This window comes from Granulicatella sp., from assembly GCF_057274575.1.
On the sequence record NZ_DBHISP010000011.1, the window covers coordinates 28595 to 53008 of the forward strand.

General features: G+C 38.2%; 28 protein-coding genes and 1 tRNA gene. 23 read left to right on the forward strand and 6 right to left on the reverse strand.

What is annotated here, in order from left to right:
• The 7 genes from tmk to ACO5V7_RS06645 all read left to right on the forward strand — a co-directional run.
• Positions 1–468: dTMP kinase (tmk, locus tag ACO5V7_RS06615; protein WP_485485539.1), on the forward strand; the 468-nt coding region annotated here is incomplete at its 5' end.
• An 11-nt stretch (positions 469–479) separates the two neighbouring features.
• A complete protein-coding gene (locus ACO5V7_RS06620) occupies positions 480–809 on the forward strand; it encodes a cyclic-di-AMP receptor (RefSeq protein WP_485485540.1) in 330 nt (109 codons plus the stop codon).
• Position 810: 1 nt separating this feature from the next.
• On the forward strand, positions 811–1770 hold the full coding sequence (gene holB / locus ACO5V7_RS06625) for a DNA polymerase III subunit delta' (RefSeq protein WP_485485541.1): 960 nt from the start codon (positions 811–813) through the stop codon (positions 1768–1770).
• Between the two features lie 19 nt (positions 1771–1789).
• Positions 1790–2134 carry a DNA replication initiation control protein YabA gene (locus tag ACO5V7_RS06630; protein WP_485485542.1) on the forward strand — a complete coding sequence of 115 codons (345 nt, stop codon included), beginning with the start codon at positions 1790–1792 and terminating at the stop codon, positions 2132–2134.
• Between the two features lie 121 nt (positions 2135–2255).
• Positions 2256–3719 carry a manganese-dependent arylsulfatase gene (locus ACO5V7_RS06635; protein WP_455040836.1) on the forward strand — a complete coding sequence of 488 codons (1464 nt, stop codon included), beginning with the start codon at positions 2256–2258 and terminating at the stop codon, positions 3717–3719.
• 1 nt (position 3720) lies between these two features.
• Positions 3721–4572, forward strand: a complete 852-nt coding sequence (locus tag ACO5V7_RS06640; RefSeq protein ID WP_485485543.1) for a formylglycine-generating enzyme family protein — start codon at positions 3721–3723, stop codon at positions 4570–4572.
• Positions 4573–5358: a sulfite exporter TauE/SafE family protein gene (locus ACO5V7_RS06645; RefSeq protein ID WP_485485544.1), complete on the forward strand. Its 786-nt coding sequence runs from the start codon at positions 4573–4575 to the stop codon at positions 5356–5358.
• Between the two features lie 53 nt (positions 5359–5411).
• Here the strand turns inward: ACO5V7_RS06645 and rsmI are convergent, their stop codons facing one another.
• From rsmI to ACO5V7_RS06660, 3 genes are read right to left on the reverse strand one after another with little or no spacing between them, the layout of a single operon-like run.
• Positions 5412–6305, reverse strand: coding sequence for a 16S rRNA (cytidine(1402)-2'-O)-methyltransferase (gene rsmI, locus ACO5V7_RS06650; RefSeq protein WP_485485545.1), 894 nt, complete (start codon positions 6303–6305; stop codon positions 5412–5414).
• A complete protein-coding gene (locus ACO5V7_RS06655; RefSeq protein WP_485485546.1) occupies positions 6280–6603 on the reverse strand; it encodes a GIY-YIG nuclease family protein in 324 nt (107 codons plus the stop codon). The genes rsmI and ACO5V7_RS06655 overlap by 26 nt, the downstream gene beginning before the upstream one ends.
• Positions 6600–7364: a tRNA1(Val) (adenine(37)-N6)-methyltransferase gene (locus tag ACO5V7_RS06660; RefSeq protein ID WP_485485547.1), complete on the reverse strand. Its 765-nt coding sequence runs from the start codon at positions 7362–7364 to the stop codon at positions 6600–6602. Before ACO5V7_RS06660 ends, ACO5V7_RS06655 begins: the two co-directional genes overlap by 4 nt.
• 217 nt (positions 7365–7581) lie before the next feature.
• Between ACO5V7_RS06660 and ACO5V7_RS06665 the strand changes: the two genes are divergently transcribed.
• From ACO5V7_RS06665 to ACO5V7_RS06675, 3 genes are read left to right on the forward strand one after another with little or no spacing between them, the layout of a single operon-like run.
• Positions 7582–9021: a DUF4097 family beta strand repeat-containing protein gene (locus tag ACO5V7_RS06665; RefSeq protein ID WP_298648731.1), complete on the forward strand. Its 1440-nt coding sequence runs from the start codon at positions 7582–7584 to the stop codon at positions 9019–9021.
• A 5-nt stretch (positions 9022–9026) separates the two neighbouring features.
• Entirely contained in the window at positions 9027–9323 is a 297-nt protein-coding gene (locus ACO5V7_RS06670) for a PspC domain-containing protein (protein WP_039849196.1), read from the forward strand.
• Positions 9323–9661: a phage holin family protein gene (locus ACO5V7_RS06675; RefSeq protein WP_485485548.1), complete on the forward strand. Its 339-nt coding sequence runs from the start codon at positions 9323–9325 to the stop codon at positions 9659–9661. The genes ACO5V7_RS06670 and ACO5V7_RS06675 overlap by 1 nt, the downstream gene beginning before the upstream one ends.
• A gap of 46 nt (positions 9662–9707) precedes the next feature.
• On the opposite strand, the gene ACO5V7_RS06680 is transcribed toward ACO5V7_RS06675, so the two are convergent.
• Together ACO5V7_RS06680 and ACO5V7_RS06685 are read right to left on the reverse strand one after the other, a co-directional pair.
• Positions 9708–10340 carry a DUF421 domain-containing protein gene (locus ACO5V7_RS06680; protein WP_485485549.1) on the reverse strand — a complete coding sequence of 211 codons (633 nt, stop codon included), beginning with the start codon at positions 10338–10340 and terminating at the stop codon, positions 9708–9710.
• A gap of 1 nt (position 10341) precedes the next feature.
• Complete coding sequence (locus ACO5V7_RS06685; protein WP_298648747.1) at positions 10342–10791, reverse strand: DUF3290 domain-containing protein; 450 nt, start codon at positions 10789–10791, stop codon at positions 10342–10344.
• 187 nt (positions 10792–10978) lie between these two features.
• Here ACO5V7_RS06685 and hprK point away from each other — a divergent pair, with 187 nt between their 5' ends.
• From hprK to ACO5V7_RS06750, 13 genes are all read left to right on the forward strand, one after another.
• Positions 10979–11908 (forward strand): HPr(Ser) kinase/phosphatase, encoded by a 930-nt coding sequence (gene hprK, locus ACO5V7_RS06690; protein WP_298648750.1) that lies wholly within the window; start codon positions 10979–10981, stop codon positions 11906–11908.
• Positions 11909–11921: 13 nt separating this feature from the next.
• Entirely contained in the window at positions 11922–12770 is an 849-nt protein-coding gene (gene lgt / locus ACO5V7_RS06695; RefSeq protein ID WP_485485550.1) for a prolipoprotein diacylglyceryl transferase, read from the forward strand.
• A 21-nt stretch (positions 12771–12791) separates the two neighbouring features.
• On the forward strand, positions 12792–13811 hold the full coding sequence (locus ACO5V7_RS06700; RefSeq protein ID WP_485485551.1) for an NAD(P)H-dependent glycerol-3-phosphate dehydrogenase: 1020 nt from the start codon (positions 12792–12794) through the stop codon (positions 13809–13811).
• 21 nt (positions 13812–13832) lie between these two features.
• Complete coding sequence (galU, locus tag ACO5V7_RS06705; RefSeq protein WP_485485552.1) at positions 13833–14726, forward strand: UTP--glucose-1-phosphate uridylyltransferase GalU; 894 nt, start codon at positions 13833–13835, stop codon at positions 14724–14726.
• 96 nt (positions 14727–14822) lie between these two features.
• The gene (trxB, locus tag ACO5V7_RS06710; protein WP_485485553.1) at positions 14823–15761 is read left to right on the forward strand and encodes a thioredoxin-disulfide reductase; all 939 of its coding nucleotides are present in this window, start codon (positions 14823–14825) and stop codon (positions 15759–15761) included.
• Positions 15762–15938: 177 nt separating this feature from the next.
• On the forward strand, positions 15939–16421 hold the full coding sequence (locus ACO5V7_RS06715; RefSeq protein ID WP_485485554.1) for a hypothetical protein: 483 nt from the start codon (positions 15939–15941) through the stop codon (positions 16419–16421).
• 21 nt (positions 16422–16442) lie between these two features.
• Positions 16443–17468: a branched-chain amino acid aminotransferase gene (locus tag ACO5V7_RS06720; protein ID WP_288295074.1), complete on the forward strand. Its 1026-nt coding sequence runs from the start codon at positions 16443–16445 to the stop codon at positions 17466–17468.
• A 118-nt stretch (positions 17469–17586) separates the two neighbouring features.
• Positions 17587–17739, forward strand: coding sequence for a 50S ribosomal protein L33 (gene rpmG, locus ACO5V7_RS06725; RefSeq protein WP_005607156.1), 153 nt, complete (start codon positions 17587–17589; stop codon positions 17737–17739).
• Positions 17740–18549: 810 nt separating this feature from the next.
• Complete coding sequence (locus ACO5V7_RS06730) at positions 18550–19947, forward strand: MATE family efflux transporter (RefSeq protein WP_485485555.1); 1398 nt, start codon at positions 18550–18552, stop codon at positions 19945–19947.
• On the forward strand, positions 19944–21656 hold the full coding sequence (locus tag ACO5V7_RS06735; protein WP_485485556.1) for an ABC transporter ATP-binding protein: 1713 nt from the start codon (positions 19944–19946) through the stop codon (positions 21654–21656). The genes ACO5V7_RS06730 and ACO5V7_RS06735 overlap by 4 nt, the downstream gene beginning before the upstream one ends.
• A 20-nt stretch (positions 21657–21676) precedes the next feature.
• Complete coding sequence (locus ACO5V7_RS06740) at positions 21677–21955, forward strand: DUF1648 domain-containing protein (RefSeq protein WP_485485557.1); 279 nt, start codon at positions 21677–21679, stop codon at positions 21953–21955.
• A gap of 145 nt (positions 21956–22100) precedes the next feature.
• Entirely contained in the window at positions 22101–23645 is a 1545-nt protein-coding gene (locus tag ACO5V7_RS06745) for an ABC-F family ATP-binding cassette domain-containing protein (protein WP_485485558.1), read from the forward strand.
• A gap of 173 nt (positions 23646–23818) precedes the next feature.
• Entirely contained in the window at positions 23819–24031 is a 213-nt protein-coding gene (locus ACO5V7_RS06750; protein WP_485485559.1) for a hypothetical protein, read from the forward strand.
• A 200-nt stretch (positions 24032–24231) separates the two neighbouring features.
• Here ACO5V7_RS06750 and ACO5V7_RS06755 read toward each other — a convergent pair.
• Positions 24232–24303 (reverse strand) — tRNA-Arg (locus tag ACO5V7_RS06755).
• Between the last annotated feature and the right edge of the window lie 111 nt (positions 24304–24414).

Here is a 24414-nt window from a genome sequence, read left to right on the forward strand (position 1 = left end):
GAAATGGACGAAAGAACAGAAGCCATTTTATATGCAGCAGGACGCCGTCAGCACTTAAAAGATCGTATTTTACCGAATTTGGAAAAAGGGAATATTGTATTTTGTGACCGATTTGTGGATAGTTCATTAGTGTATCAAGGGTTTGCTCGTGGGATTGGAGTAGACGAAGTAGCTGAACTGAATCGATTTGCTACAGATGGACTTTCGCCAAGTACAACACTGTATTTAGATGTGCCTGCAGAAGTTGGTTTAGAGCGAATTCATAGAGCAAGAGGCAATCGTCAGTTTGACCGATTAGATCAAGAAGGATTGAGTTTCCATTCGATGGTTCGAGAAGGGTATTTAGGATTACTGAAGAAATATCCAGAAAGAATCGTTTCCGTTGATGCAACTCAAACGGTTGAAGAAGTTGTCAATGAGTGTTTCAAAGTGTTAGTAGAACGTTACCCAAATTATTTTACAAGATAGGAGAATGAAAGATGAAATTATTAATTGCTATTGTACAAGATAAAGATGCACACTTATTAGGAGATGAGTTTGCACAAGCTAATATTCGTGCAACTCGTTTATCAACAACTGGTGGATTCTTACGCGCGGGAAATACAACTTTCCTGATCGGTATCGAAGATGAAAGAGTCGATGAAGCATTAGACATCATTAAAGAAAACTGCCAAACACGTGAACAAATGATGATTCCACCTGTTCATATTGATAGCATGTTAGACAGCGCAATTACTACACCTGTTTCCGTTCGAGTAGGTGGGGCTACGGTATTTGTTCTACCAGTAGACACATTTTTACGTTTCTAAGATGAAGAAGAAGCAAGAAGCATTTATTCGTACGATTGATAAAGGGCAATTAAGCCATGCCTATTTGTTCGAAGGAGCAAAAGGTATTGGAAAATCCGAAATGGCGAAAGAAATTGCTAAAATACTAAACTGTACGAATCGAACCGTTGGAGAAGGTGCTTGTCAGGTTTGCGAACATTGTCTGCGAATTGAGCATGGAAACTTTCCCGATTATATTGTTGTGGAGCCAGAAGGGACTACGATCAAAGTAGATCAAATCCGTTCCTTAAAGTCGCAATTAACCAAAACAGCAATGGAATCGAGTGCGATTATTTGTGTGATTCATGCGGTAGATACATTAACTCCTGGTGCTGCCAATAGTTTACTAAAATTTTTAGAAGAACCGACAGGAAATATCCACTTTATTTTATTGACGGAGCAATTAAGTAAGGTGCTCATTACCATTCAATCTCGTTGTCAAATTATCAGGTTTCAATCCAATCAAGAGGACACAGTGAATGGCCTTTTAAAGGAAAAAGGGGCCTCTAATGCGACTGCTCAGCTAGTATCACAGTTAACCAATAGTGCCGATCAAGCCTTATTATTATTGGAAAGTGAAAGCTTTGGACAAATCCGTCAAGAAAGTTGGAATTGGTTTGTTCGTATTTTTACCAATCGAGCGATGGCTTTTATTACAATTCAATCGCAAGTGCTCCCACTGTTAGTTTCAAAAGTAGAGAGTGAGCAATTTTTAACGTTATTGCAATTCTATATACGAGATGCACTCCTTTGTGCGCAAGGGTTAGAAGGACAACTGATTCAAAGTGATAAGATTGCGACTCTGAGAACTATTGCTGAAAAACTGAGTGTGAAGCAATGGATTCAAGAACACGAAAAAATGACAAAGGCTCTCTCCAAAATACAATTCAATGTAGGAGTTCAGGCCGTATTAGAACAATGGGTTTTACAAATCCCAAAATGAAGAAAGAGGAGGTGCGTGAATGCCAAATAGACAGTTATATGATCGAATCGAAAAACTAACGAAACAAACGTTATTGCAACTGCATGAGTTAGAGCATATTTCTTTAGAATTACAAAAGGTCATAGAAGAAAATCATAATTTGATTATGGAAAATCACCACTTGAAAGATCGCTTGGATGCGATGAATTCAAGCACGCACATCTCAAATCAAGTCGTTGAGAAAAAAGAACGTAGTCAATCTGTGATTAATTTAGAAAATATTTATAATCAAGGGTTCCATATTTGTAATTTATATTATGGAAAACGTAGAGAAAATGACGAGAATTGCATGTTTTGCACCGAAATCTTATTTGGTGAACATTAAATCTTGGAAGAAAGCAAGATAGTCATAGAAAATACCAATAAAGTCATCAAGAGAGCCTGTCGAAGGATAGGCTCTTTTGTTATAATAGAAGTGACTTTGTTTTATAGATGGAGGATAAAAAATGGTAAAACAAGATAAAAAACCAAATGTCGTCTTAATTGTCGTGGACCAAATGCGTTCCGATGCATTGTCTATCAACCGCGAAGATGATTTAGTGGTTACACCAACATTAGATATGATGGCGAGTATGGGCTATAACTTTGAAAATGCCTATTCACCCGTACCGAGTTGTGTACCAGCTAGAGCAGCGCTTTTAACAGGGATGGATCAAGCTTCTAATGGTCGTGTGGGCTATGAGGATGAAGTTCCTTGGAACTATACGAACACCCTCCCTCAAACCTTTAAAGATTTAGGGTATCAAACGGAATGTATTGGGAAAATGCATGTGTATCCAAGTCGTAAAAGATTAGGCTTTGATCATGTTCTCTTACATGATGGGTACTTACATGTCGACCGTAAGTACAATAAAGCGTATGGGGAAACGTTTGAACATTCGAGTGATTATTTAGACTGGATTAAAAAAGAACTTGGAAGCGATGCGGATATCATTGATGATGGAGCAAACTGCAATTCTTGGGATGTTCGCCCCTTTGATTGGCCAGAAAAATATCATCCAACGAATTGGATTGTCAGCGAGAGTATTCGCTTTTTAAAGAGAAGAGACCCAAGTGTCCCATTCTTTTTGAAAATGTCTTTTGAAAAACCGCATGCACCGCTAAATCCACCTCAATATTTCTTTGATTTATATATGCAAAAGCTGGATGAAAACCTAGATTTACATATCGGAAACTGGGAAAAATTGGAAGAAAAGATTCCAAGCCTCTATGCAAAACGTGGCAAAATTCCTAAAGATGCACAAAAGCGGATGATTGCAGCGTATTATGCGTTAATCACCCATATCGATAATCAATTAAGTCGCTTCCTAACGGCAGTGGAAGAGTTTGATTTATTAGAGAATACCATTTTTTGGTTTGTGAGTGACCATGGGGATCAGTTAGGGGAACACTATTTATTTAGAAAAGGGTACCCATACCAAGGAAGTATTAAGATTCCTGCTTTCATTTTCGATCCAGGTAATTTAATTGCAGGGACTAAGAAGAGTGTCAAACAGCTCATCAAGATTCAGGACGTATTCCCTTCGCTTGTCGAGTTAGCGACAGGTAATACCGTACAAACCGATGGAAAGAGTGTGCGTCAATTATTGTTTGGTGAATTTGCAGGTTGGCGAAATGAGTTCCACGGTGAACATAGCCTAGGGGTTGATTCGAGCCAATATATTTTAACTGATGAATGGAAATTTATCTGGTTCCCTGTGACAAATGAGTTTCAATTATTCCATATGACGGAAGATCCAAATGAAAAATGGAATCTGATTGCAGAAGAAAAATATACTTCATTGATTCACGAATTTAAAGTGAAACTCGCTCGTTATTTGGAAGGACGAGAAGAGGGATTTGTTCAAGAGGGCAAACTTTGCCCAGTCCCATTAGAGAAAATTGTGTCTACATTAAAGGGAGGAGAGTAGCATGAACTATATTCCTTTAAAAGCAGGCACTTTCCAAATGGGAGATACTGAAAATAGAGGATTTATTGAAGATCATGAATCTCCTTGTTTGACAAAAGAAGTGCAAGCTTTTGAAATGGCTGAGACGACGGTAACAAATGAAGAGTTTAAACGATTTGTCGATGAGACAGGCTATCAAACAACAGCAGAACTCTTCGGGGATTCTTACGTATTTCATTTGCTGGTGTCTGCAGAGAAAAGAGAAGATTATTCTCATGTATCGGGTTCTCCATGGTGGCTATTAGTTCCTGGGGCTTGTTGGAAGCGTCCTTTTGGACCAGAGTCATCGATTGAGGAAATATTAGATCATCCAGTTGTTCATGTATCTCTTAAAGATGCGTTGGCTTATTGTGAGTGGGCTGGAGCTGGGCTTCCAACCGAAACACAGTGGGAATATGCTGCCCGTGGTGGGACGACCACTCAGTATCCTTGGGGAGAAGAACTTGAACAAGATGGAAAATATCATGCGAATACTTGGCAAGGAGAGTTTCCAAATCAAAATAGTGAGCTAGACGGCTTTTTAGGAACGGCTCCTGTAAAGAGTTTTGAACCAAATGGATACGGCTTATATCAAATGATTGGAAATGTATGGGAGTGGTGCATAAATCATCGAGGAATTCCTTTTGAAGATATCGAGGCAGATGCCAAAGCGCCTCTAAACCTTGAGGTAGAATATGCCATTCGAGGTGGCTCGTTCTTATGTCATTGTTCTTATTGCAATCGATACCGTGTTGCAGCAAGAAATGGATCCCCCTGGGATTCTACATCGAGTCATTTAGGATTTAGATGTATTCGAACACTTGGAGGGCAATAAATGCAACTCATTATTTATAGCATCATTGTTTTATGTGCCACAATGATTGGAGCCATAACCGGATTAGGTGGTGGGATTATCATCAAACCAGCCTTTGATGTTGTGGGAATGGACACCACGAGTATGATAAGTGTGTACTCTACGGTGGCAGTCTTTACAATGTGCTTAGTCTCTATTTACAAGAGAAGTAAATTAGGCTTTCAAGTGGATAAACACATTGTATTTGGACTTGCATTTGGCTCCATTATCGGTGGAAAAATAGGAGATATTGTGTTTCTCCAAGCTGTTGAAATGATGGGAAATCAATTTGTCAGCATCACTCAATCCGTTATTTTATTTGTGTTATTAGGGGGAATTATTTTATTCACTCTGAACAAAGAGAAGATTCAGACATTAACGGTTTCGAATCTAATCGCCATTATCGCAATTGGTCTATGCGTTGGAATCATTTCTGTCTATCTAGGAATAGGAGGGGGGCCACTCAATATTGCTTTACTGGTGTACTTCTTCTCCATGAAAGCAAAAGAAGCTGCAGCCTATTCGATTGTGATGATTTTCTTTGCACAAATTATCAAGATGACAACGGTGATTCGTGACTTTGAAAACTATCATTCCGTCTCTTTTATCATTCTAGCAATTGCGATATTTGCAGTACTAGGCGGTTGGATTGGAACGAAGATTCAAGCTAGATTAAGCCACGAAACGGTTGAAAGACTTTATTTAGGATTAATGATGGTTCTTCTTCTAATGACGGCTTTCAATGTACTTAAATTCATCGTAGTATAAAAAACCGCCCAAGCGTGATATGTGCGCTTGGGCAGTTTTTTAGTTGAAGCATTTTACTGAGAATGAACTTCTTTATACACGTCTTGTTTTTTGAGACCAAGATGTTTTGCAACAGCTTTGATGGCCTCTTTTTGTGATAACTGTTGTTGCTCAATAAACCATTCCACTTGTTGAGTAATCGAAAGAGAAGCATCTGGAGTGTTCTCTTCAGCAGCTCCAGATAGTGCCGTTGTCACTTCATTAGGATTTTTATGACCAATCAAAATACAACATTCGCCTTTCAGTTCTTCTTCCTGGAGTAATAGAACAAGTTCAGAAGCAGTACCTCTAATGAACTCTTCATAACTTTTGGTTAACTCACGGCAGAGAACAACGGGTTGACTTTCCCCGTACACGGTTTGGATAGATAAAAACGTATCTTTTAGTCTAAACGGTGATTCGTATAAGATGACGGTTTCGCTATGAGTGCGTAACTGTTCTAATGCTTCGATTTTTTCTTTTTTCTTTCGTGGTAAGAATCCATAGAAGTAAAAAGGCTGAGGGACGAGTCCACTGGCAATTAAAGCTGTAATCCCAGCGTTCGCTCCCGGAAGCGGGATAACAGGAATAGAGGCTTCAACACAGGCTTGAACCAGTTCAAAGCCAGGGTCACTGATGGAAGGGGTTCCGGCATCGCTCACTTGTGCAATCATTTTTCCCTCTTGGAGCCACTCAATCACTTGAGGGATGCGTTCCTGCGTATTATGTTCATGGAAACTCTTTTGCGGAGTTTCAATTTCAAAGTGGTTAAGTAACTTTTGTGTATGACGCGTATCTTCGGCTAGAATTAAATCCACATCGCGTAGAGTATTCACAGCGCGGAATGTCATATCTTCTAAGTTTCCAATGGGAGTAGGGACAAGGAAAAGCTTGCCAATTCCTTCAGTCCGATAACTCTTTTGTCTCATCTGTCTTGTCTCCTTCTAAATAGATAATCACTGGACGAGTGATACTTGCCCCAATCGCTTGTAGAAATGTTTCTTTTTGGGGGCGAGAGAACTTTTTGAACGCTGCTTCAGCTTTCATCGCTTCTTGTTTTGTGGCGAATTCTTTAGCATAGAGCAGTGTGACGGGGGTTCTCATCCTTGTGTATTTGGCACCTTTACCAGCATTATGCGTTGCGATTCTTTTTTCTAAATCAACGGTATAGCCGGTGTAAAAGGTTTGATCCTTACAGAGTAGGACATACGTAAAGAATTGACTCATGCTTTGTCCCCCCAGAGGATACTTCTGATTTTTTCAGTATATTCTTGTTGCTCATTGAAAACTGTAATCGGTGGCAACACCTTGAGTCCTCCTGGAAGGCCGTCCTTCATTAATTCAATAAGGACAATATTGCTTTCTTTTCCCTCTTTCGGGTATACAAATTGAACACGTTTAGCTTCCAGTCTGTGTTGTCTTGCTTCTGTTAGGATATCGCTCAATCGATCAGGCCTATGAACAAGATAGGCTTTTCCTTTCATCTTCAAGAGCCCAGAAATAGTTGAAAGTAAATCTTCTAGTGGAAGGTGCACTTCATGACGAGCAATCGTATAGGCCTCCTTGAGATTTGTCAGATTGGTTTCTTTGACCTTGAAATAAGGTGGATTGCAAGTGATGTAATCGACCGAATCTTTGGGAATGATGCCTTTTAAATTTCGAATGTCCTGATGAATAAAGGTAATGCGGTCTTCTAAACCGTTTAATTGAGTAGTACGCATCGCCATATCGAAGAGTTGTTCTTGGATTTCGACAGCGGTAATAGGATTAGTGGTTTTATGACTGAGTAAAAATGCCACCGCTCCATTACCAGTGCAAAGGTCGACGATGGACGCTTTTCTACGCTCTGCGATAGTTGCAAAATCCGCTAGAAGGACTGCATCCAAAGAAAAAGAGAACACTTCACGACTTTGGATAATATCGATATTTTCTTTTTCAAGACGGTCAAGTCGCTCATGCGATTTTAATGTAACGGTTTTCTTTATCAAATTCCTTCCAACTCCTACTATAAACTGTATTCAAAGTGTATCAACAAATCAATAGCAGTGCAAGATAAAGAAAGAGTGAAGTCATACTTAGAATACAACTTTAGGTTTAGAGAAGTTTGGGATAAAAATCAACCTTAGGACCTATGTTTTTATTTTTAACTTGATTTACACTAAGGATGTAATCAAGAAACACCTAAATTTAAGGGGGAAGAAAACGATGAATCAAAAAGATAGAATTTTAGAACTAGTAGATAAAGGTATTATTTCAGCAGAAGAAGCAGTGGTCCTTTTAGAAAAAATGGGTGATAAGGCAGTAGAAGAGAAAGAACAACCTACAACAAGTCAATTGGATTCCATTATGGAAGGTGTGGCGAGTGCATTCACTAAGTTTTCAGCAGAAAGTGATCAAACAGACGAATCGATTCAAACAATTTTAAAACGAACAAAAGAAATTGATCGTCGAATCGATGAAATTAGAACGGCTAGCCAATTAGAATCGTTAACAGTAGACGAAGAAATGGAGCTCGTTCGATTAGAAGAAGAAGCAGAACAATTAAGTAACCAATATAAGAGTTTACTTCAAGAAAAGAAAATGGCTGATGAAAAAATGAAAGCAAAGAAAAAAGAAGAATGGGAAGAAACATTTCAAAAAGCGAAGAAGAAAGTCCAAGAAACTGACTGGGAAGAAAAAACAAGAAAAACAGCAGGAAGTATTACTGCATGGGCTGCCAAATTTACAGATTCAATCGCAACCACTGTTCAATCGGTCATGAACTCTGTAGAAGTAAATAGACCTTATGCCCAAGCAAAAAATGGAAAGAAAGTTCCGTATCATTTCCATCAAGTCATCGATGAAGCAAGTATCCTAGATTTTAAGGTCGCAAATGGAATCTTACGCGTGAAGTCGGTTCCTGGAAATGAAATGACGATTGAAGGGGAATGCCGAGTAGCTTCCCAAGACGAAGAGTATTTCGATGCAGAATCTTATGTTAGAGACCGCGTGAAAGTAGAAGTACATGAAGATACCATCTTTATTAAGAGCTTAAGTAAACAAGTTTATTGTGATTGGACAATCTCATTACCTGAAAAAGAATACGATTATATTTCGATGAAAGGCTTAAACACAACTCTTCATCTAAAAGAGTTAAAGGGGAAAGATTATTACTTAGAAAGTGATAACGGAAATATTTTCCTAAAAGATGTCACAGGGGTTCTATTAGAGTCTGAAATTGTCAACGGGAACCTAAAATATGAACAATTAGCTTTTAAAGATATCGTTTCTGAAACGGTAAACGGAAATATTCGCTTAGAAGGAGATTTCCGTGGAGCTAAAATGGAGACGGTAAACGGAAATATTAAGGTAGAAATTACTAGTCCACTAACAAAAAAAGTGGATGTTGAAACTGCAAATGGGAATGTAAAAATTAGTTTGGCAGAAGAATTAGGATTAGAAGCGCATTTAGAAACGTCTCTAGGAAGTCTTCACTTTGATGAAACTATCTTTGAAGTCATTAAACAAAGAAAAGATTTAACAGAAAGAACAGCAGTGATTTGTAAGCAAAAAGAATTTATGCCACAAGTAGTTGCAGAAACAACAACTGGTAATATTCATGTAAATCAGCTACAATCAAAGGCAGATAGTAAGAAAGAGGGTTAAATAAAATGAAAAAGTTAAGAAGATCCAGAAATAACCGAATTTTTTGTGGAGTAATGGGAGGAATTGCAGAATACTTTGAAGTAGATCCAACAATTGTTCGTGTTCTATTCTTGATTTTTTGTTGGACAGGTTTTCCAATCTTCCTCTATATATTACTAGCTATCATAATTCCAGAAGGGGGTTCTGAGTACCGTCGTCGCAATCGACAAGATACTTACTACTATACTTCTAGAAATAATCGTCCTCGCAAAACTGCTCGAAAAGTAGAAGATGAGGATAATGATGATTGGAGTGATTTTTAGTGTCATTTACTAAAAAAATTGCCATCAATACATTAGGATTTTTGGTAATTGCATGGTTTGTTCCACAATTTATCGTTACAAACTGGGTAGCAGCGCTTGTTGCAAGTATCGTTCTTGCGGTACTAAACTTATTTGTTAAACCGATTCTATTCCTTTTAACGTTACCAGTAACGATTGTAACGTTTGGATGCTTTAGCTTTGTGTTAAATGCGATGATGTTAAGTATTACATCATGGTTTGTCGGACCGGGATTCTCATTTTCGAGTCCACTCATCACCTTAGTAGTGAGCATTCTATTAACGATTTTCCAACGTTTTGTTGAAAATCTAACAGATTAATGCGACAAAAAAGCGCCTTGTAAAGGCGCTTTTTTGTTGACTTCAATTAATATTTTACAACCGTCAATTGACCGCTATTGTATTCTGCAAGGAATACTTCAGAAGGATCTTGAATATCTTGGGCAGCAAGTTGTTTCATCACCCATTCTTCAGTTTTATCAATAACTTCTAAAATATTATGTTGAATAACTCCATCTGTAATGAGGGGATATTTTGGATTTTCTTCTCCAGATTTTGTAAGAATTAATTGTCCGTTTTGCTCTAAAATGGCACTTTTTACATCATGAATGGAGTAGACGCCTTGCGCACGTAATTTAAAGGCTACTTCTTGTGCCGTTAGACCGGCTAGGCGAACATTTTCAACATCAATTTTTCCTCGTTTAATTAATTGTAATGGTTCCCCGTCTATCATTTTTTTCACTTTGCTGTTATTTGTTTTTACCCAACGCAGAGACAATACCAAAGCAAACCATATTAATAGAATGATGCAGTATTGTAGGATTGTAATGGATGGATTGTAAATCACACCACCGATAATTCCCCCGAGAACATAGTTTTGAACTTGGTCACTGGCAGATGTAGGAGCCAGATTACCTTTTCCTGTATAGTTAATAACAATAATTAATGATAATAGACCAAGTGCAAGTTTGATTGCGACGTCGATATATGAAAAGTTCAACTTATTCAGCCTCCTTAATCGTCACTTTTGGATTATGTACTTCCATTTTTTCAAGTAGGTAATGATCAGGGCTATCCCCTGTTAATACGCGATAGAATTGATCGCCTACTTTTACAATAGCTCCGTCCTTTGCGGCTTCAGTGTTAATGTAAATGTCTTCTTTATTCACATGTAAATCAGCTGCAATCGTTTCTACAAAACGAAGGGCTCCAGAGTATTGGTTTTCTGAATTTTTAGAAGATTGTAAGTCAGAAATCTTAGAACCAGCCAGTATTAGAATACCGATGACTGCAATTAAAGCTAATTCACGAAATTTAGTATCTTGTTTGTTTTTAAAATATCGATAGAGAGCAATTGCTAAAACTGCAATGACAATTAGAATCAGTCCAAGTTGAATATAGTTGATTTGTTGTACTTTACTTTTTAAAAAATCATATGAATAAAAGATCATGTTACATCCTCCTTTATGAAGCTGAAATTTATTATATAGAAATGCATAGAAATAGCAAAAAGTTTGATTTTAGATTATTGGTTATTGAATTGAAAATAGAAAGGGGAATTGTTAATTAAATCTAAAACCGTACAAGAAAGCGCTAAAATATGGTATAGTAGAAAGGAATGAAGAAAAGAGGGATGTTATGAAACCTGTTACGGTTCAAGAGTTAATCAAAAATATTCACTTAAAACCAATTTACGGAGAAGAATACTTAGATAGACCGATTGTTACAAGTGAAATTTCAAGACCGGGATTAGAATTAGCCGGCTATTTTAATTTTTATCCAGCGGAGAGAATTCAATTATTGGGACGTACTGAAACGTCCTTCGCGCAGGAGATGGATTCACAATCGAGATATGAAGTGATGGAGCTCTTATGTACTCCAGAGACCCCATGTTTTATTTTCTCTCGTAAATTAGAACCGCCAAAAGAGCTTATCGAAGCGGCAGAAAAAGCACAGATTCCTATCTTACAAGCTTCTTCTAAAACGACTCAGGTTTCTAGTAGTGTGACAAATTTCTTAGAAGGTAGACTAGCCGAAAGATTTTCAATGCATGGGGTATTGCTAGATGTATTTGGAATTGGATTACTTATCACTGGTGAAAGTGGAGTGGGTAAATCAGAAACGGCTTTGGAATTAGTTCAAAAAGGACACCGACTCGTTGCAGATGATCGTGTGGAATTGTATCACTATGATGAATTAACCTTAATCGGGGAAGCACCAGAGATTTTAAATAACTTGATTGAAATTCGTGGTGTCGGGATTGTTGATGTGATGACGCTATTTGGAGCAGGAGCTATTTTAGATTCTAAACAAGTCGATTTAGTGGTCCATCTTGAAAATTGGACTCCTGAAAAGAGATATGATCGATTAGGTGGAAATATGGAAAATGTCGAAATTTTAGGAGTTGAAATTCCTAAAATTCGTATTCCGGTGAAGACAGGTCGAAATGTATCGATTATTCTTGAAGTAGCCTGTATGAACTTCCGCGCTAAAAAAATGGGCTTTGATGCTACAGAAAACTTTACCAATCGATTGTCTAAATTGATTGAAGAAAATAAAGAAGTTTAGGAGTAAACAGTAAATGAATGTATTAGAAATGGCTTTGACCATTAATCCAATTGCTTTTGAAATGGGAGGGTTACAAGTACGATGGTATGGAATTATTATTGCCTTTGGAATCTATTTGGCAACGACTTTAGCAGATAGGGAAGCTACCAGAAAAGGCTATCGCAAGGATTTTATAATTGACTTGGTGTTCTGGGCAGTCCCTCTCGGATTTGTTGGAGCAAGATTGTATTACATTCTTTTTGAATGGAAATATTATTTAGCAAATCCAGCCGAAATTATTCAAATTTGGCATGGTGGTATCGCAATTTACGGTGGAGTGATTGCAGGGGCCGCAACGGTTTATTGGTTTACTAAAAAAGAGAAAGTTTCTTTTGCCTTACTTCTTGATATTTTGGCTCCTGTTGTATTGCTAGCTCAGTCAATTGGTCGCTGGGGGAACTTTACAAATCAAGAGGCACATGGTGAAGCGACTACTCGTGCTTTCTTAGAAGGATTGCATTTACCAAACTTCATCATTGAACAGATGAATATCAATGGAACATACTACCAACCAACCTTCTTATACGAATCACTTTGGTCGTTTATCGGAGTGCTTATTTTATTCTATCTTCGTAGACGCAAAGGGATAAAAGTAGGAGAAATAGCTGCTGGCTATTTAATTTGGTATTCATTTGGTCGTTTCTTCATCGAAGGAATGCGTACAGATAGCCTCTGGATGTTTAACGTCATCAGAATTTCTCAACTGGTTTCAATCGTACTATTCCTATTAGGAATTGGTCTGATTATTGTAAGAAGACGTCGAGTGCCAGCGGTTCCGGATTATGTCTCTATCGATAATCCACAATCTCCAATATTGTTTTGAAAAGTGTAAAGGAGTTTTGATATGAAAAAAATCGCCATTTTAGGAGCTGGTTCATGGGGAACTGCATTAGCGATGGTTTTAGCAGAAAACCAACATGAAGCTCGACTTTGGGGAAATAATGAAGCTCAAATTAAAGAAATTAATGAGCGTCATACGAATGAACATTTCTTACCTGGGGTTTTCTTAGATCCTTCGATTAAAGGATATTTAGATTTAGCAGAAGCGGTAAAAGATGTGGATGCGATTTTATTCGTACTCCCAACAAAAGTGATTCGTTTGGTTGCGAAACAATTAAATGACTTGCTCGAGAATAAACCGATGATTATTCATGCAAGTAAGGGATTAGAGCAAGGAACGTATAAACGTATTTCAGAAATTTTAGCAGAAGAACTAGACCGTAATCGCTACGAGGATATTGTAGTGTTATCCGGACCAAGTCATGCAGAAGAAGTTTCTAGACGAGATATTACGACAATTACAGCGGCATGTGAAAATATAGAATCTGCAAAATATGTACAAAAACTGTTTAGCAATTCATTTTTCCGTGTATATACGAATACTGATTGCATAGGAGTTGAAATGGGAGCGGCATTAAAGAATGTTATTGCTGTTGGAGCAGGGGCTCTTCATGGGTTAGGATACGGAGATAATGCAAAAGCAGCCTTGATGACAAGAGGGTTAACAGAAATCAGTCGTCTGGGAGTAGCTTTTGGAGCAGATCCGCTGACTTTTATTGGACTTAGTGGGGTAGGAGATTTAATTGTTACTTGTACGAGTATTCATTCTCGTAACTGGAGATGTGGGGATCAAATTGGGAAAGGAATTCCACTTCCAACGATTCTAGAAAATATGGGAATGGTTGTTGAGGGGGTAGAAACCTGTAAAGCAGTGTATGCTTTGGCAAAAGAAAAAAATATTGAAATGCCAATTACGGCTGCAGTTTACAATGTGTTATATAACGGACATGATGTTCGCAAAGAAATTCAATGCCTAATGGGTCGTGAATATAAATCAGAAGCATCCATAAAAGAACACCAATAAAACGAACGGAGGAATAAACAGATGCAAAAAGTGAGAAAAGCAGTCATTCCAGCTGCTGGGTTAGGAACTCGTTTTCTTCCAGCAACAAAAGCTATGGCAAAGGAAATGTTACCAATCGTGGATAAACCTACGATTCAATATATTGTAGAGGAAGCTCTAGCATCAGGAATTGAAGATATTTTAATTGTTACTGGTAAGAGTAAACGTCCAATCGAGGATCATTTTGACTCAAACATCGAATTAGAGTCAAACCTTGAGGCCAAAGGAAAGAAAGAGTTATTAGAACTCGTTCAAGAAACAACAGGAATTAACTTGTACTTTGTTCGTCAATCGTATCCAAAAGGGTTAGGAGATGCGGTTCTTCAAGCAAAAGCTTTTGTTGGCGGAGAGCCATTCGTCATTATGCTTGGAGATGATATTATGCGAGATGAAGTACCTTTAACAAAACAATTGATTGAAGGCTACGAAAGAACCCATGCTTCAAATATCGCCGTCATGGAAGTTCCTAATGAAGAAACTTATAAATACGGAATTATCGATCCAGAAAGTGAAGTAGAAGATGGATTGTACAATGTACGTCGTTTCGTTGAAAAACCAAAACCTGAAGAAGCACCAAGTAATTTAGCCATTATCGGTCGCTACTTATTAACACCAGAAATTTTTGAAATTTTAGAAAAGCAAGAACCTGGTGCAGGTGGGGAAGTTCAATTAACAGATGCGATTGATACATTGAATTTAACGCAAAGAGTGTTTGCTAAACAATTTAAAGGTGAACGTTTTGATGTGGGTGACAAGTTCGGATTTATGAAGACGAGCATTGAATTTGGATTAGAACATCCAGAAATCAAAAATAGCTTAAAAGAATACCTGATTGCATTAGGTAAGAAATTACAAGGAAATACTAGTGAGCAATAAAGTTGCCCAATTGATGTTCGTATCTTAAACTGAAATGGAAGGAGAGCGTTGGACTATGTCTCAGCGCTCTTAGTTTATACAAAAGGAGAATCTCTGATGGAAGAAAGAACAATTTATGATGTAGTCATTATTGGAAGTGGCCCTGGTGGGATGACGGCGGCACTTTACACTTCTCGTGCGAATTTAAAAACGTTAATCTTAGAAAAAGGTGTTCCTGGAGGAGAATTATTAAATACTTCAGATGTAGAAAACTATCCTGGTTTCCCTACAATTTCTGGGCCAGAATTAGCGGACAATATGTATAAAGGTGCAATGCAATTCGGCGCAGAATATGCTTATGGCCAAGTGTCAAAAATCGAATTAGAGGGCGATCTTAAAGTCATCACTGCAGGCAAGAAAACATACTATGCCTACGCAGTTGTCATTGCGACTGGTTCCTATCACCGTAAATTAGAAGTTCCTGGTGAAGAAGAATATGCCGGACGTGGTGTTTCTTACTGTGCGGTATGTGATGGAGCATTCTTCAAAGATAAGAAAATCTTCGTCATCGGGGGAGGAGACTCAGCGGTTGAAGAAGGAACGTATTTAACACAATTCGGAAAAAGCGTGACTATCGTTCACCGTCGCGATCAATTACGTGCACAAAAAGTATTGCAAGACCGTGCATTCGCCAATGAAAAAATCGATTTTTTATGGAATTCAACCGTAGAAGAATTCGTAGGAGACGGTTCTAAAATCACAGGCGTTTGCGTAAAAGATATAAATACAGGCGAAGTAACTACTCATGATGCGGATGGTGTCTTTATCTATGTGGGACTTTTACCAGTTTCGGATCCATTCAAGGACTTAAACATCACAGATGCAGAAGGTTGGATTGTAACAAACGAGAAAATGGAAACTTCTATTCCTGGTATCTTTGCAGTCGGCGATGTTCGTCAAAAAACATTGCGTCAAATTACAACAGCAGTTGGAGATGGCGGACAAGCAGGACATATGGTCTATAATTACGTGGAAGAAATTAAAGAAAAACAATAATATTTACGGGAAAGGTCCTATCATCATTTATTTGATGATAGGACCTTTTTTGGCAAAAGAATTCCATTTATAAAATAAAAAATAGTCTGTTTTTTAATATAATTACAATAATGTGAAATGAAATACTTTTCAGAAAAATTATGATAGAATAATAAAAATATGAAAGGTGGTGTATGAATGAGCAAAAATATCATAAAAGGACTAGTATTTACATTTTTGGGATTAACATTAATAGCGTGTTCACGTAGGTCAGGACAAACAGCAGATAATTCTGTTCCGGGAGTTCAAATTTCCAATAATCAGTCTTCAACAACAGAGTCCAAAGGAGAAAAAGTAGAAAATACGACAAAATCTCTAGATACAACAGATTCTTCTAAGGTTGAAACAACCACTGTAGAACCAAAAACTATAGTAGAACAAAAAAGTGGGAATACACTAGCGAAACAAGCGATTGCAGAGATTGAAAAAAGAAAGAAAATCGTTCTAGATGAGAATTATGATATTCTTATTCAAGCTCAAACAAGTGATACCATCGATTTACAAATTCGACATGAGGAACGTTCTTCGACGTCAATTTATGGATTTTTTAGATATCATGCTAAAGACCATAAGCTAGAGGAGATGGATAGTCTCACGGGAGAATATAAAATAGTCGAGTAATTTAGGAAAGAAGGGGTCAATATGACAAATACAGTAAATTTAGATTGGAATAATTTAGGATTCGATTATATTAAGACAGACTTACGCTTCATCAGTTATTACAAAGATGGACAGTGGGATGAAGGCGCATTGATTGAAGATAATGTATTAAAAGTAGATGAAGCAGCGACTGCACTTCACTATGGACAACAATGTTTTGAAGGACTAAAAGCATACCGTTGTAAAGATGGCAGCATCAACTTATTCCGTGTGGATCAAAATGCAGCTCGTATGGCTCGTTCTTGTCGTCGATTACTCATGCCAGAATTCCCTGAAGAACGCTTTGTAGAAGCTGTGAAAAAAGTGGTGAAGGCAAACGAACAATGGCTACCACCTTACGGAACTGGAGGAAGTTTATATATCCGTCCGTTCATGATTGGGGTTGGAAACAATGTAGCGGTTCGTCCAGCAACGGAATATATTTTCTCAATCTTTGTAATGCCAGTAGGAGCATACTTCAAAGGTGGATTAACACCAACGAACTTCATCGTTTCTGAATATGACCGTGCAGCACACGTTGGTACAGGAGCTGCCAAGGTTGGTGGGAACTATGCAGCAAGCTTGCTGCCAGGTAAAGAAGCCAAAGAACGTCATTTCAGTGACTGTATTTACCTTGATCCGTTGACACATACAAAAATTGAAGAGGTAGGAGCTGCAAACTTCTTCGGAATTACGAAAGATAATCAATTTATCACCCCTTACTCTCCATCCATCTTACCAAGTATTACAAAATATTCATTACTATGGTTAGCAGAACACCGTTTAGGAATGACTGTAAAAGAAGCAGATGTGTATGTTGATCAATTAGATATTTTTGCTGAAGCAGGTGCTTGCGGTACAGCAGCAGTTATTTCTCCAGTAGGCGGAATTCAAAATGGGGATGACTTCCATGTGTTCTATTCAGAAACAGAAGTTGGACCAGTCACAAGACGTTTATATGATGAATTAGTAGGCATCCAATATGGAGATGTAGAAGCTCCAGAAGGTTGGATTCAAAAAGTTTTATAGGAATAAAATTTTTTGAATCCGTGGTATTGTGAATTGACAAAGCGCATTGCATTTGTTAATATATACCAGTATGAAACTCAATGAGTTAATGAAATAAATTGAATGAGAGGTGTCATCCATGCGTATCAACATTTTATTAGAATGTGCTGAAACAGGTGAACGTTTATACTTAACAAGCAAAAACAAACGTAACAATCCAGAGCGTTTAGAATTAAAAAAATATTCTCCAAAATTACGTAAACACGTTGTCTTCAAAGAAACTAAAAAATAATTTTGAGAAATTCCAAAGAGTTAGGCTGGTGCCTAACTCTTTTTTTGTGCTTTGGTAAACAGACCGCAGGTCTTTTATGAATCATTTGGATCTCTATAGTAGCTACAATAGCTGTACCGGCGTGAGCCTTAGGTCTCACTGCCTATCGAGCCTCAAAGTAGGAGTAAGGAATGAATTCCTAACTCCTACTTATTCGCATCGATTACACTCGCTATTGTTGCTACTATGGACCAAATGATTCTTCAGACCTGCGTGTATAAAAAAGGTAGGTAGTGCCTAATATTTTGGATTCTACATTTTATTTCTTTGAACAAGGTGTTTAGAAATTTTGTCTTGAGGGAACGGAAATGAGTTAGTGTGTGCTTCGCAGGAGGGTGAAAAAGAATGAGCTGCTTCTTGAAGATTTTATACTAGTTTCTTTAAAATCACGTGTTTTAAATTTTGTTGAGCAAGAAATAAAAACGAGAAGTAGTATATTTCACCAGATTTGGTGAGAAGAGATAAATAATGTAACTTATTCTACTTTACTAAAAATGCAAAGAGGCTCGCGGAGGGAACATGGGATTCTATAATAGCAGTAATAGGGGATGGCACTAAAAGCGAATTAGCGGGAGTTGGGAGGTTTTCCTTACTCCCGCTTTGAGGTTTAGAGGTGAGAGACTTTGACTCGAACCGGTGCCCTATTACAGCGATTATGAAAAAATCCCATGTTCCAAAAGCAAGGCTCTTTCTTTCTTTGCAAGCAGCACCCAGTTCAATTGTTCATGGTATGTGTTCACAGAGGTGGAGATATCATGTATACTAGAACAGGTGATATTTTTGGAAAAACGAAATTTTATAACGTCGGGGCATATTAATCGTGTAATTTTAACGATTGCGACTCCGCTAATGATTAATAATTTAATTCGGACTTTATACAATTTGACGGATGGATTATATGTGGCGCAACTGTCAGCAGAAGATTTCGCAGCCACCGCCTTTATTTGGCCGTTGAATTTTTTATTTATTTCTCTTGGAATGGGGATAAGTGTGGGAGCGACGGCGCTCATTGCTCAATATTTTGGAGCAGGAAAATTCAGAGAAGCCAAACGTTATGCTGGAAATGCGATGATTTTAACGTATTTCTTTGGATTCGTGTTATCGGTGATTGGATATTTCTTAGCACCTCTATTCGTGGAATGGATGGGGGCAGAGGGAACTTTTTTAGCAAAATCTGTATCGTATTTGAAAATTAACTTCATTGGACTATTCTTTGATTTTTGCTACTTTGGCTATCAATCCTTGCTAAATGCACAAGGAAGAACACGCACGATTACGATGATTAGTGCGGTTTCTTCGATTTCAAATGTAATTCTAGATCCTATCTTCATTTTTGTGACCATTCCTTTTGTCGGCCTTACCGGGTTAAACTGGGGAATTGAAGGAGCAGGATGGGCAACAGTCATTGCTAAAGTGTTGTTATTAGTGCTTGCCATTCGTGCGGTTCGTAAGGAATCGGAAATTCAAATCTATTTGAAACATGTCAAAGTGGATAAAGAAGTGATGAAAGAAATTCTCAAAGTCGCATGGCCATCTGCATTTGGGTATGGAGGAGCGGCATTAGGATTCACAGTTTTAAATGGATTGATTCAGTCATATGGAACGTCAGTGCTGGCTGCGTACTCGATGGTAAACCGCATCTCGGATTTACTGACGCAACCACAGATGGGAATCGGGGCGGCGCTAACCGCCATTATCGGACAAAACATGGGGGCAGGTCTTTATGAGCGTGCGCATGCCATCTTTAGACGAGCTCTACTATGGGTGCTGATGATTTCAACAGTCGGCTGTATAGTTGTCTTCTTCTTCCAATCTCCTATTCTTGGAATCTTTATTAAAGACGGAAGCGATGCCGTTCTTTGGGCAAATGCCGTTGAGTATTTAAACTATACCGCCTTTATCATTTTCTTCATGGGATTATTTTCAGCGTACAATGGTTTTTTCCAAGGATGTGGCGTGACGAAATATTCCATGAATATGTCAGTTGGACGTCTTTGGATCTTGCGCCTCCCAATTATTTGGGTGCTCGGAGCATTTACAGCACTCGGGGCTACCAGTGTATGGATTGCAATGTTATTGTCAAATGCGTTAACGGTTCTTTATGGACATATCGTCTATAAGACAAAAGACTGGAGTACATTACATTATGCGAAAGGAGAGAAAACGTGATTAAAGATTTTATTCATTATTACAAACCCTATAAGAAGTTATTCTTACTCGATTTTACGTGTGCGGTAATCGTGGCCATTCTCGAGCTTGCCTTTCCAATAATGGTGAGAAGTGTTATCGATAAGATTGTACCGTCTCAAAATTTACAACAAATTCTACTCGTGGGAGCTGGATTACTTGCGCTGTATGCCTTCTCGACAACTTTGAACTTTATTGTCGTGTACATGGGGCATATTTTAGGGATTAATATTGAAACGGATATGCGCCGTGAGTTGTTCGCGAAGGTTCAAAAACAATCCTTCTCGTTTTTTGATAATATGAAAATCGGGGAATTGATGAGCCGCTTGTCGAGTGATTTATTCGATATTAGTGAGTTAGCGCACCATGGACCTGAAGAGTTCTTTATCGCCGTGATGACCTTAATAGGTTCATTCTTCTTGATGTATCAAGTGCATCCAACGCTAGCGCTATTGACGATTTTCTTCGTTCCGATTATTGCAGTGGCACTGGCGGTATTTAACCGCCGCATGTCCCGTATTAACCGGAATATCTATAAAGGGCTTGCCAACTATACGGCAGGCTTGGAAAATGTACTGAGCGGAATGCGTGTAGTGAAGGCTTTTGCCAACGAAAACCACGAGCAACAACTCTTCGAAGAACTTATTCAAGAGTATCGTTCGAATAAAATTGCGTTCTATCGCACGATGGGAACGAGTAGCAGTTTCAACTACTTATTAATGCGCAGTATTAATCTTTTTAGTTTAATCGTAGGAGCGTACTTCACGGTCCTTGGAGATTTAACTGCTGGAGAATTAGTTGGCTACATTTTACTGTCCAATGTGTTTGTGGGACCGATTAATAAGATGAACTCCATGATTGAACTGTATCCAAAAGGATTTGCGGGATTTCGTCGTTTCAAAGAATTAATGAGTGTTGAAATTGATATTGAAGACGCACCCGATGCCATTCCAGCTCCTGCGTTTGTTGGACGAGTGGAATATAAAAACGTGGGATTTGGATACGAAGAAGGTAAAAAAGTATTGGAACACATCAACTTGACGGTCGAACCAGGGCAAACTGTTGCCTTCGTTGGGCCAAGTGGAGTTGGGAAGACAACGCTTGTGAACTTATTGCCACGCTTCTATGATTTAAAAGAAGGCGAAATCTTGGTCGATGGAACAAACATCAATCAGTTCACCTTACAATCGCTTCGCCGTCAAATCGGTATTGTGCAACAAGATGTATTCCTTTTTAATGGAACAATTCGTGAAAATGTGTTGTACGGAAGACTCGATGCAACGGATGAAGAAGTAGACCGTGCGATCGAGCAAGCAAAACTAAAAGAAGTCATCGAGGATTTAGAAGATGGAGTAGATACACATATCGGAGAACGTGGTGTGAAATTGTCAGGCGGACAAAAACAACGTCTGTCAATTGCACGTATCTTTTTGAAGAATCCTTCTATTTTAATCTTGGATGAAGCCACAAGTGCGCTCGATACTCAAACGGAGAAATTTATTCAACAATCGTTTGACGAGTTAGCAAAAGGCAGAACGACGTTTATTATCGCTCACCGCCTAGCTACGATTAAAAATGCAGACCGTATTATTGTAGTCACAGAAGATGGACTAACCGAAGACGGCACGCATGAAGAATTGCTCGCCAAAAACGGAGCGTATGCAGCTTTATACAAAGCACAATTTAAATAGAATAAAAGGAGACGGTGATAGTGAATAAAAAATGGATTGCTGGAATTATGATTGTGATTGCGATTTTTCTAGCGGTATATAGCTATATAGCATTACCTGATTTGGTTACGGTACAAATTGATTTTTCAGGAAATTCGTCCAGACAAGAACCTAAACTCTTAGCTCTTCTATTTCCTCTTGTGCTAACAATTGGAGGGAGTATTGCTTATATTGTGAGTGAAGTAAAAGAAAAGAAATATCTGCTATTGGCAATTGTAGGTATTCTTGTTGCAATTATCACCATCATAGCCAATCTTTAAAGGAAGAACGAAATTTTCAATTTCTAAAGAAAAACGGTGTTTTGGACCCACATTGTGGGTCCTTTTTTATCCTTGTCGCTCAGCCTTTTTGACATTAGAGAAAACTATGATACAATGACCCAGAGAAAACTTAAGGAGAACGTTGATGAGTATTTTAAATGTAGAAAAATTAACACACGGCTTTGGTGAAAGAGCCATCTTCAATGATGTAAGCTTCCGTCTATTAAAAGGGGAACACATCGGACTCGTTGGAGCAAACGGTGAAGGGAAATCAACCTTCATGAATATAGTGACAGGTCAATTACAACCAGACGAAGGAAAAATCGAGTGGTCTAAAAATGTAAAGGTGGGATACTTGGACCAACATACAGTCCTAGAACCAGGAATGACCGTTCGCAGTGTCCTTCAAAAAGCCTTTGACGATTTATTTGTAGCAGAAGCGCGTATCAATGAATTGTATATGGCAATGGGAGACGCAAACGAAGACGAAATGAACACGATGCTGGAAGAAGTGGGCGAGTTGCAAGAGCGACTAGATAGCCATGACTTCTATATTCTTGATGCCAAAATTGATGAAGTAGCACGTGCGTTAGGCGTTGCAGCATTTGGGATGGATAGTGACGTGAGTGAACTCAGTGGTGGGCAACGTACGAAAGTATTGCTTGCAAAACTATTATTAGAAAAACCAGATATTTTATTACTTGACGAGCCAACAAACTACCTAGACGCAGAACATATTGAATGGTTAAAACGTTACTTACAAGAATACGAAAATGCTTTTATCCTGATTTCGCATGATATTCCATTCTTAAACAGTGTCGTCAACTTGATTTACCATATGGACAATCAAGAGCTGAACCGTTATGTTGGGGACTATAATCAGTTCCAAGAAGTGTATGCGATGAAAAAATCTCAACTAGAAGCAGCATATAATCGTCAACAAAAGGAGATTGCGGACTTAAAGGACTTTGTAAACCGGAATAAGGCGCGTGTTGCAACGCGTAATATGGCGATGTCTCGTCAGAAGAAACTGGATAAGATGGAAGTTATCGAATTAGCCAGTGAAAAGCCAAAACCAAAATTCGACTTCAAGACTTCTAGAGCTCCTGGTCGTTACATTTTCCAAGCCGAAGATTTAGCGATTGGATACGACCGTCCATTAACAGGACATATTAATCTTGAAATGGAACGTGGCCAAAAGATTGCGATTGTCGGTGCAAATGGTATCGGGAAAACGACACTCTTGAAGAGCTTATTAGGGATTATTAAACCATTGAACGGAAAAGTAACACGTGGGGACTATATCGACCTTGGGTATTTCGAACAAGAAACGCCAAAAGGAAATCGTAAGACAGCCTTAGAAGAAATCTGGGATACCTTCCCATCGATGACACAACCAGAAGTACGTGCAGCGCTCGCTCGTTGTGGATTAACCAGTAAGCACATCGAGAGCCAAGTGCAAGTACTCAGTGGTGGAGAACAAGCAAAAGTTCGCTTCTGTAAATTGATGAATGAAGAGTCAAACGTGCTCGTACTCGACGAACCGACAAACCATTTGGATGTCGATGCGAAAGAGGAATTAAAACGCGCCTTACAAGAATATAAAGGAAGTATTTTAATGGTTTGCCATGAGCCTGAATTTTATGAAGGATTAGTGACAGATATTTGGGATTTTTCAAAATTCGCATAAAAATTAAATTCTTCACTTTTAGGGAAGAAAGTTGATACAACCCCTTACAAAGCAGGACTTGAATTTAGTTCAAGTTCTGCTTTTTGTGCATCAAAAAACGCTACAAAACAATGTTTGTAGCGTGGAGTATATTGTAAGCCGATAAGGAATTTTTAAACCAACAATTGGATTTAATGATGGAAATCGTAGAGGACGTAATGGAGTATGGTGAAGATGAACCTGTTTATGCAGTTTACAAATACAATATTAGTTTAGGTGCTACAATTATTGTCGATTATTGGTACGTGAATGAACCGCGTGTTGAAAACGACACAGAAGATTCTCAATTGATTTTAGAACATTATGAGGAACTAGAAAAACTCAAAAAGAGCAGACAAAACAAATGAGTTTATTCGAATTGATGGAAGAGTTCAGAGGGCAGTTAGAGAAATATAAAATTCGGAAAATTGAAGACTAAAAAAGCGGGCTAGTGACAGCTCGCTTTTTTGTACTCTTTTTGTACTCAATTTTATACTATTGTGTGCTTTGGCAGGAAATGTAAATGTTGATTTTACAACTTTTTGAAACGCTAGGAAACGTTAAAAAATATCGCCTAGGGGAGTCGAACCCCTGTTATGAGAACCGGAATCTCATGTGATATCCACTACACTAAGGCGACGTTCTTTCCTAAGTGTATCTAATTTTATAAAACTGTGCAAGTTTTGGAAAAAAATCAGAGTATATAGGAGAAATAGTCTAATTCGTTTATTTTTAAAAGAGAGCAAAAAAG

Coding starts and splice junctions, on each gene's coding strand:
- ACO5V7_RS06720 (WP_288295074.1), top strand. CDS start 16,443: ATGACAAATACAGTAAATTTAGATTGGAATAATTTAGGATTCGATTAT.
- ACO5V7_RS06665 (WP_298648731.1), top strand. CDS start 7,582: ATGAATCAAAAAGATAGAATTTTAGAACTAGTAGATAAAGGTATTATT.
- ACO5V7_RS06700 (WP_485485551.1), top strand. CDS start 12,792: ATGAAAAAAATCGCCATTTTAGGAGCTGGTTCATGGGGAACTGCATTA.
- ACO5V7_RS06670 (WP_039849196.1), top strand. CDS start 9,027: ATGAAAAAGTTAAGAAGATCCAGAAATAACCGAATTTTTTGTGGAGTA.
- rsmI (WP_485485545.1), bottom strand. CDS start 6,305: ATGAGACAAAAGAGTTATCGGACTGAAGGAATTGGCAAGCTTTTCCTT.
- ACO5V7_RS06685 (WP_298648747.1), bottom strand. CDS start 10,791: ATGATCTTTTATTCATATGATTTTTTAAAAAGTAAAGTACAACAAATC.
- lgt (WP_485485550.1), top strand. CDS start 11,922: ATGAATGTATTAGAAATGGCTTTGACCATTAATCCAATTGCTTTTGAA.
- galU (WP_485485552.1), top strand. CDS start 13,833: ATGCAAAAAGTGAGAAAAGCAGTCATTCCAGCTGCTGGGTTAGGAACT.
- ACO5V7_RS06640 (WP_485485543.1), top strand. CDS start 3,721: ATGAACTATATTCCTTTAAAAGCAGGCACTTTCCAAATGGGAGATACT.
- ACO5V7_RS06620 (WP_485485540.1), top strand. CDS start 480: ATGAAATTATTAATTGCTATTGTACAAGATAAAGATGCACACTTATTA.
- holB (WP_485485541.1), top strand. CDS start 811: ATGAAGAAGAAGCAAGAAGCATTTATTCGTACGATTGATAAAGGGCAA.
- ACO5V7_RS06645 (WP_485485544.1), top strand. CDS start 4,573: ATGCAACTCATTATTTATAGCATCATTGTTTTATGTGCCACAATGATT.
- ACO5V7_RS06635 (WP_455040836.1), top strand. CDS start 2,256: ATGGTAAAACAAGATAAAAAACCAAATGTCGTCTTAATTGTCGTGGAC.
- trxB (WP_485485553.1), top strand. CDS start 14,823: ATGGAAGAAAGAACAATTTATGATGTAGTCATTATTGGAAGTGGCCCT.
- ACO5V7_RS06715 (WP_485485554.1), top strand. CDS start 15,939: ATGAGCAAAAATATCATAAAAGGACTAGTATTTACATTTTTGGGATTA.
- ACO5V7_RS06655 (WP_485485546.1), bottom strand. CDS start 6,603: ATGAGTCAATTCTTTACGTATGTCCTACTCTGTAAGGATCAAACCTTT.
- ACO5V7_RS06630 (WP_485485542.1), top strand. CDS start 1,790: ATGCCAAATAGACAGTTATATGATCGAATCGAAAAACTAACGAAACAA.
- rpmG (WP_005607156.1), top strand. CDS start 17,587: ATGCGTATCAACATTTTATTAGAATGTGCTGAAACAGGTGAACGTTTA.
- ACO5V7_RS06750 (WP_485485559.1), top strand. CDS start 23,819: ATGATGGAAATCGTAGAGGACGTAATGGAGTATGGTGAAGATGAACCT.
- ACO5V7_RS06745 (WP_485485558.1), top strand. CDS start 22,101: ATGAGTATTTTAAATGTAGAAAAATTAACACACGGCTTTGGTGAAAGA.
- hprK (WP_298648750.1), top strand. CDS start 10,979: ATGAAACCTGTTACGGTTCAAGAGTTAATCAAAAATATTCACTTAAAA.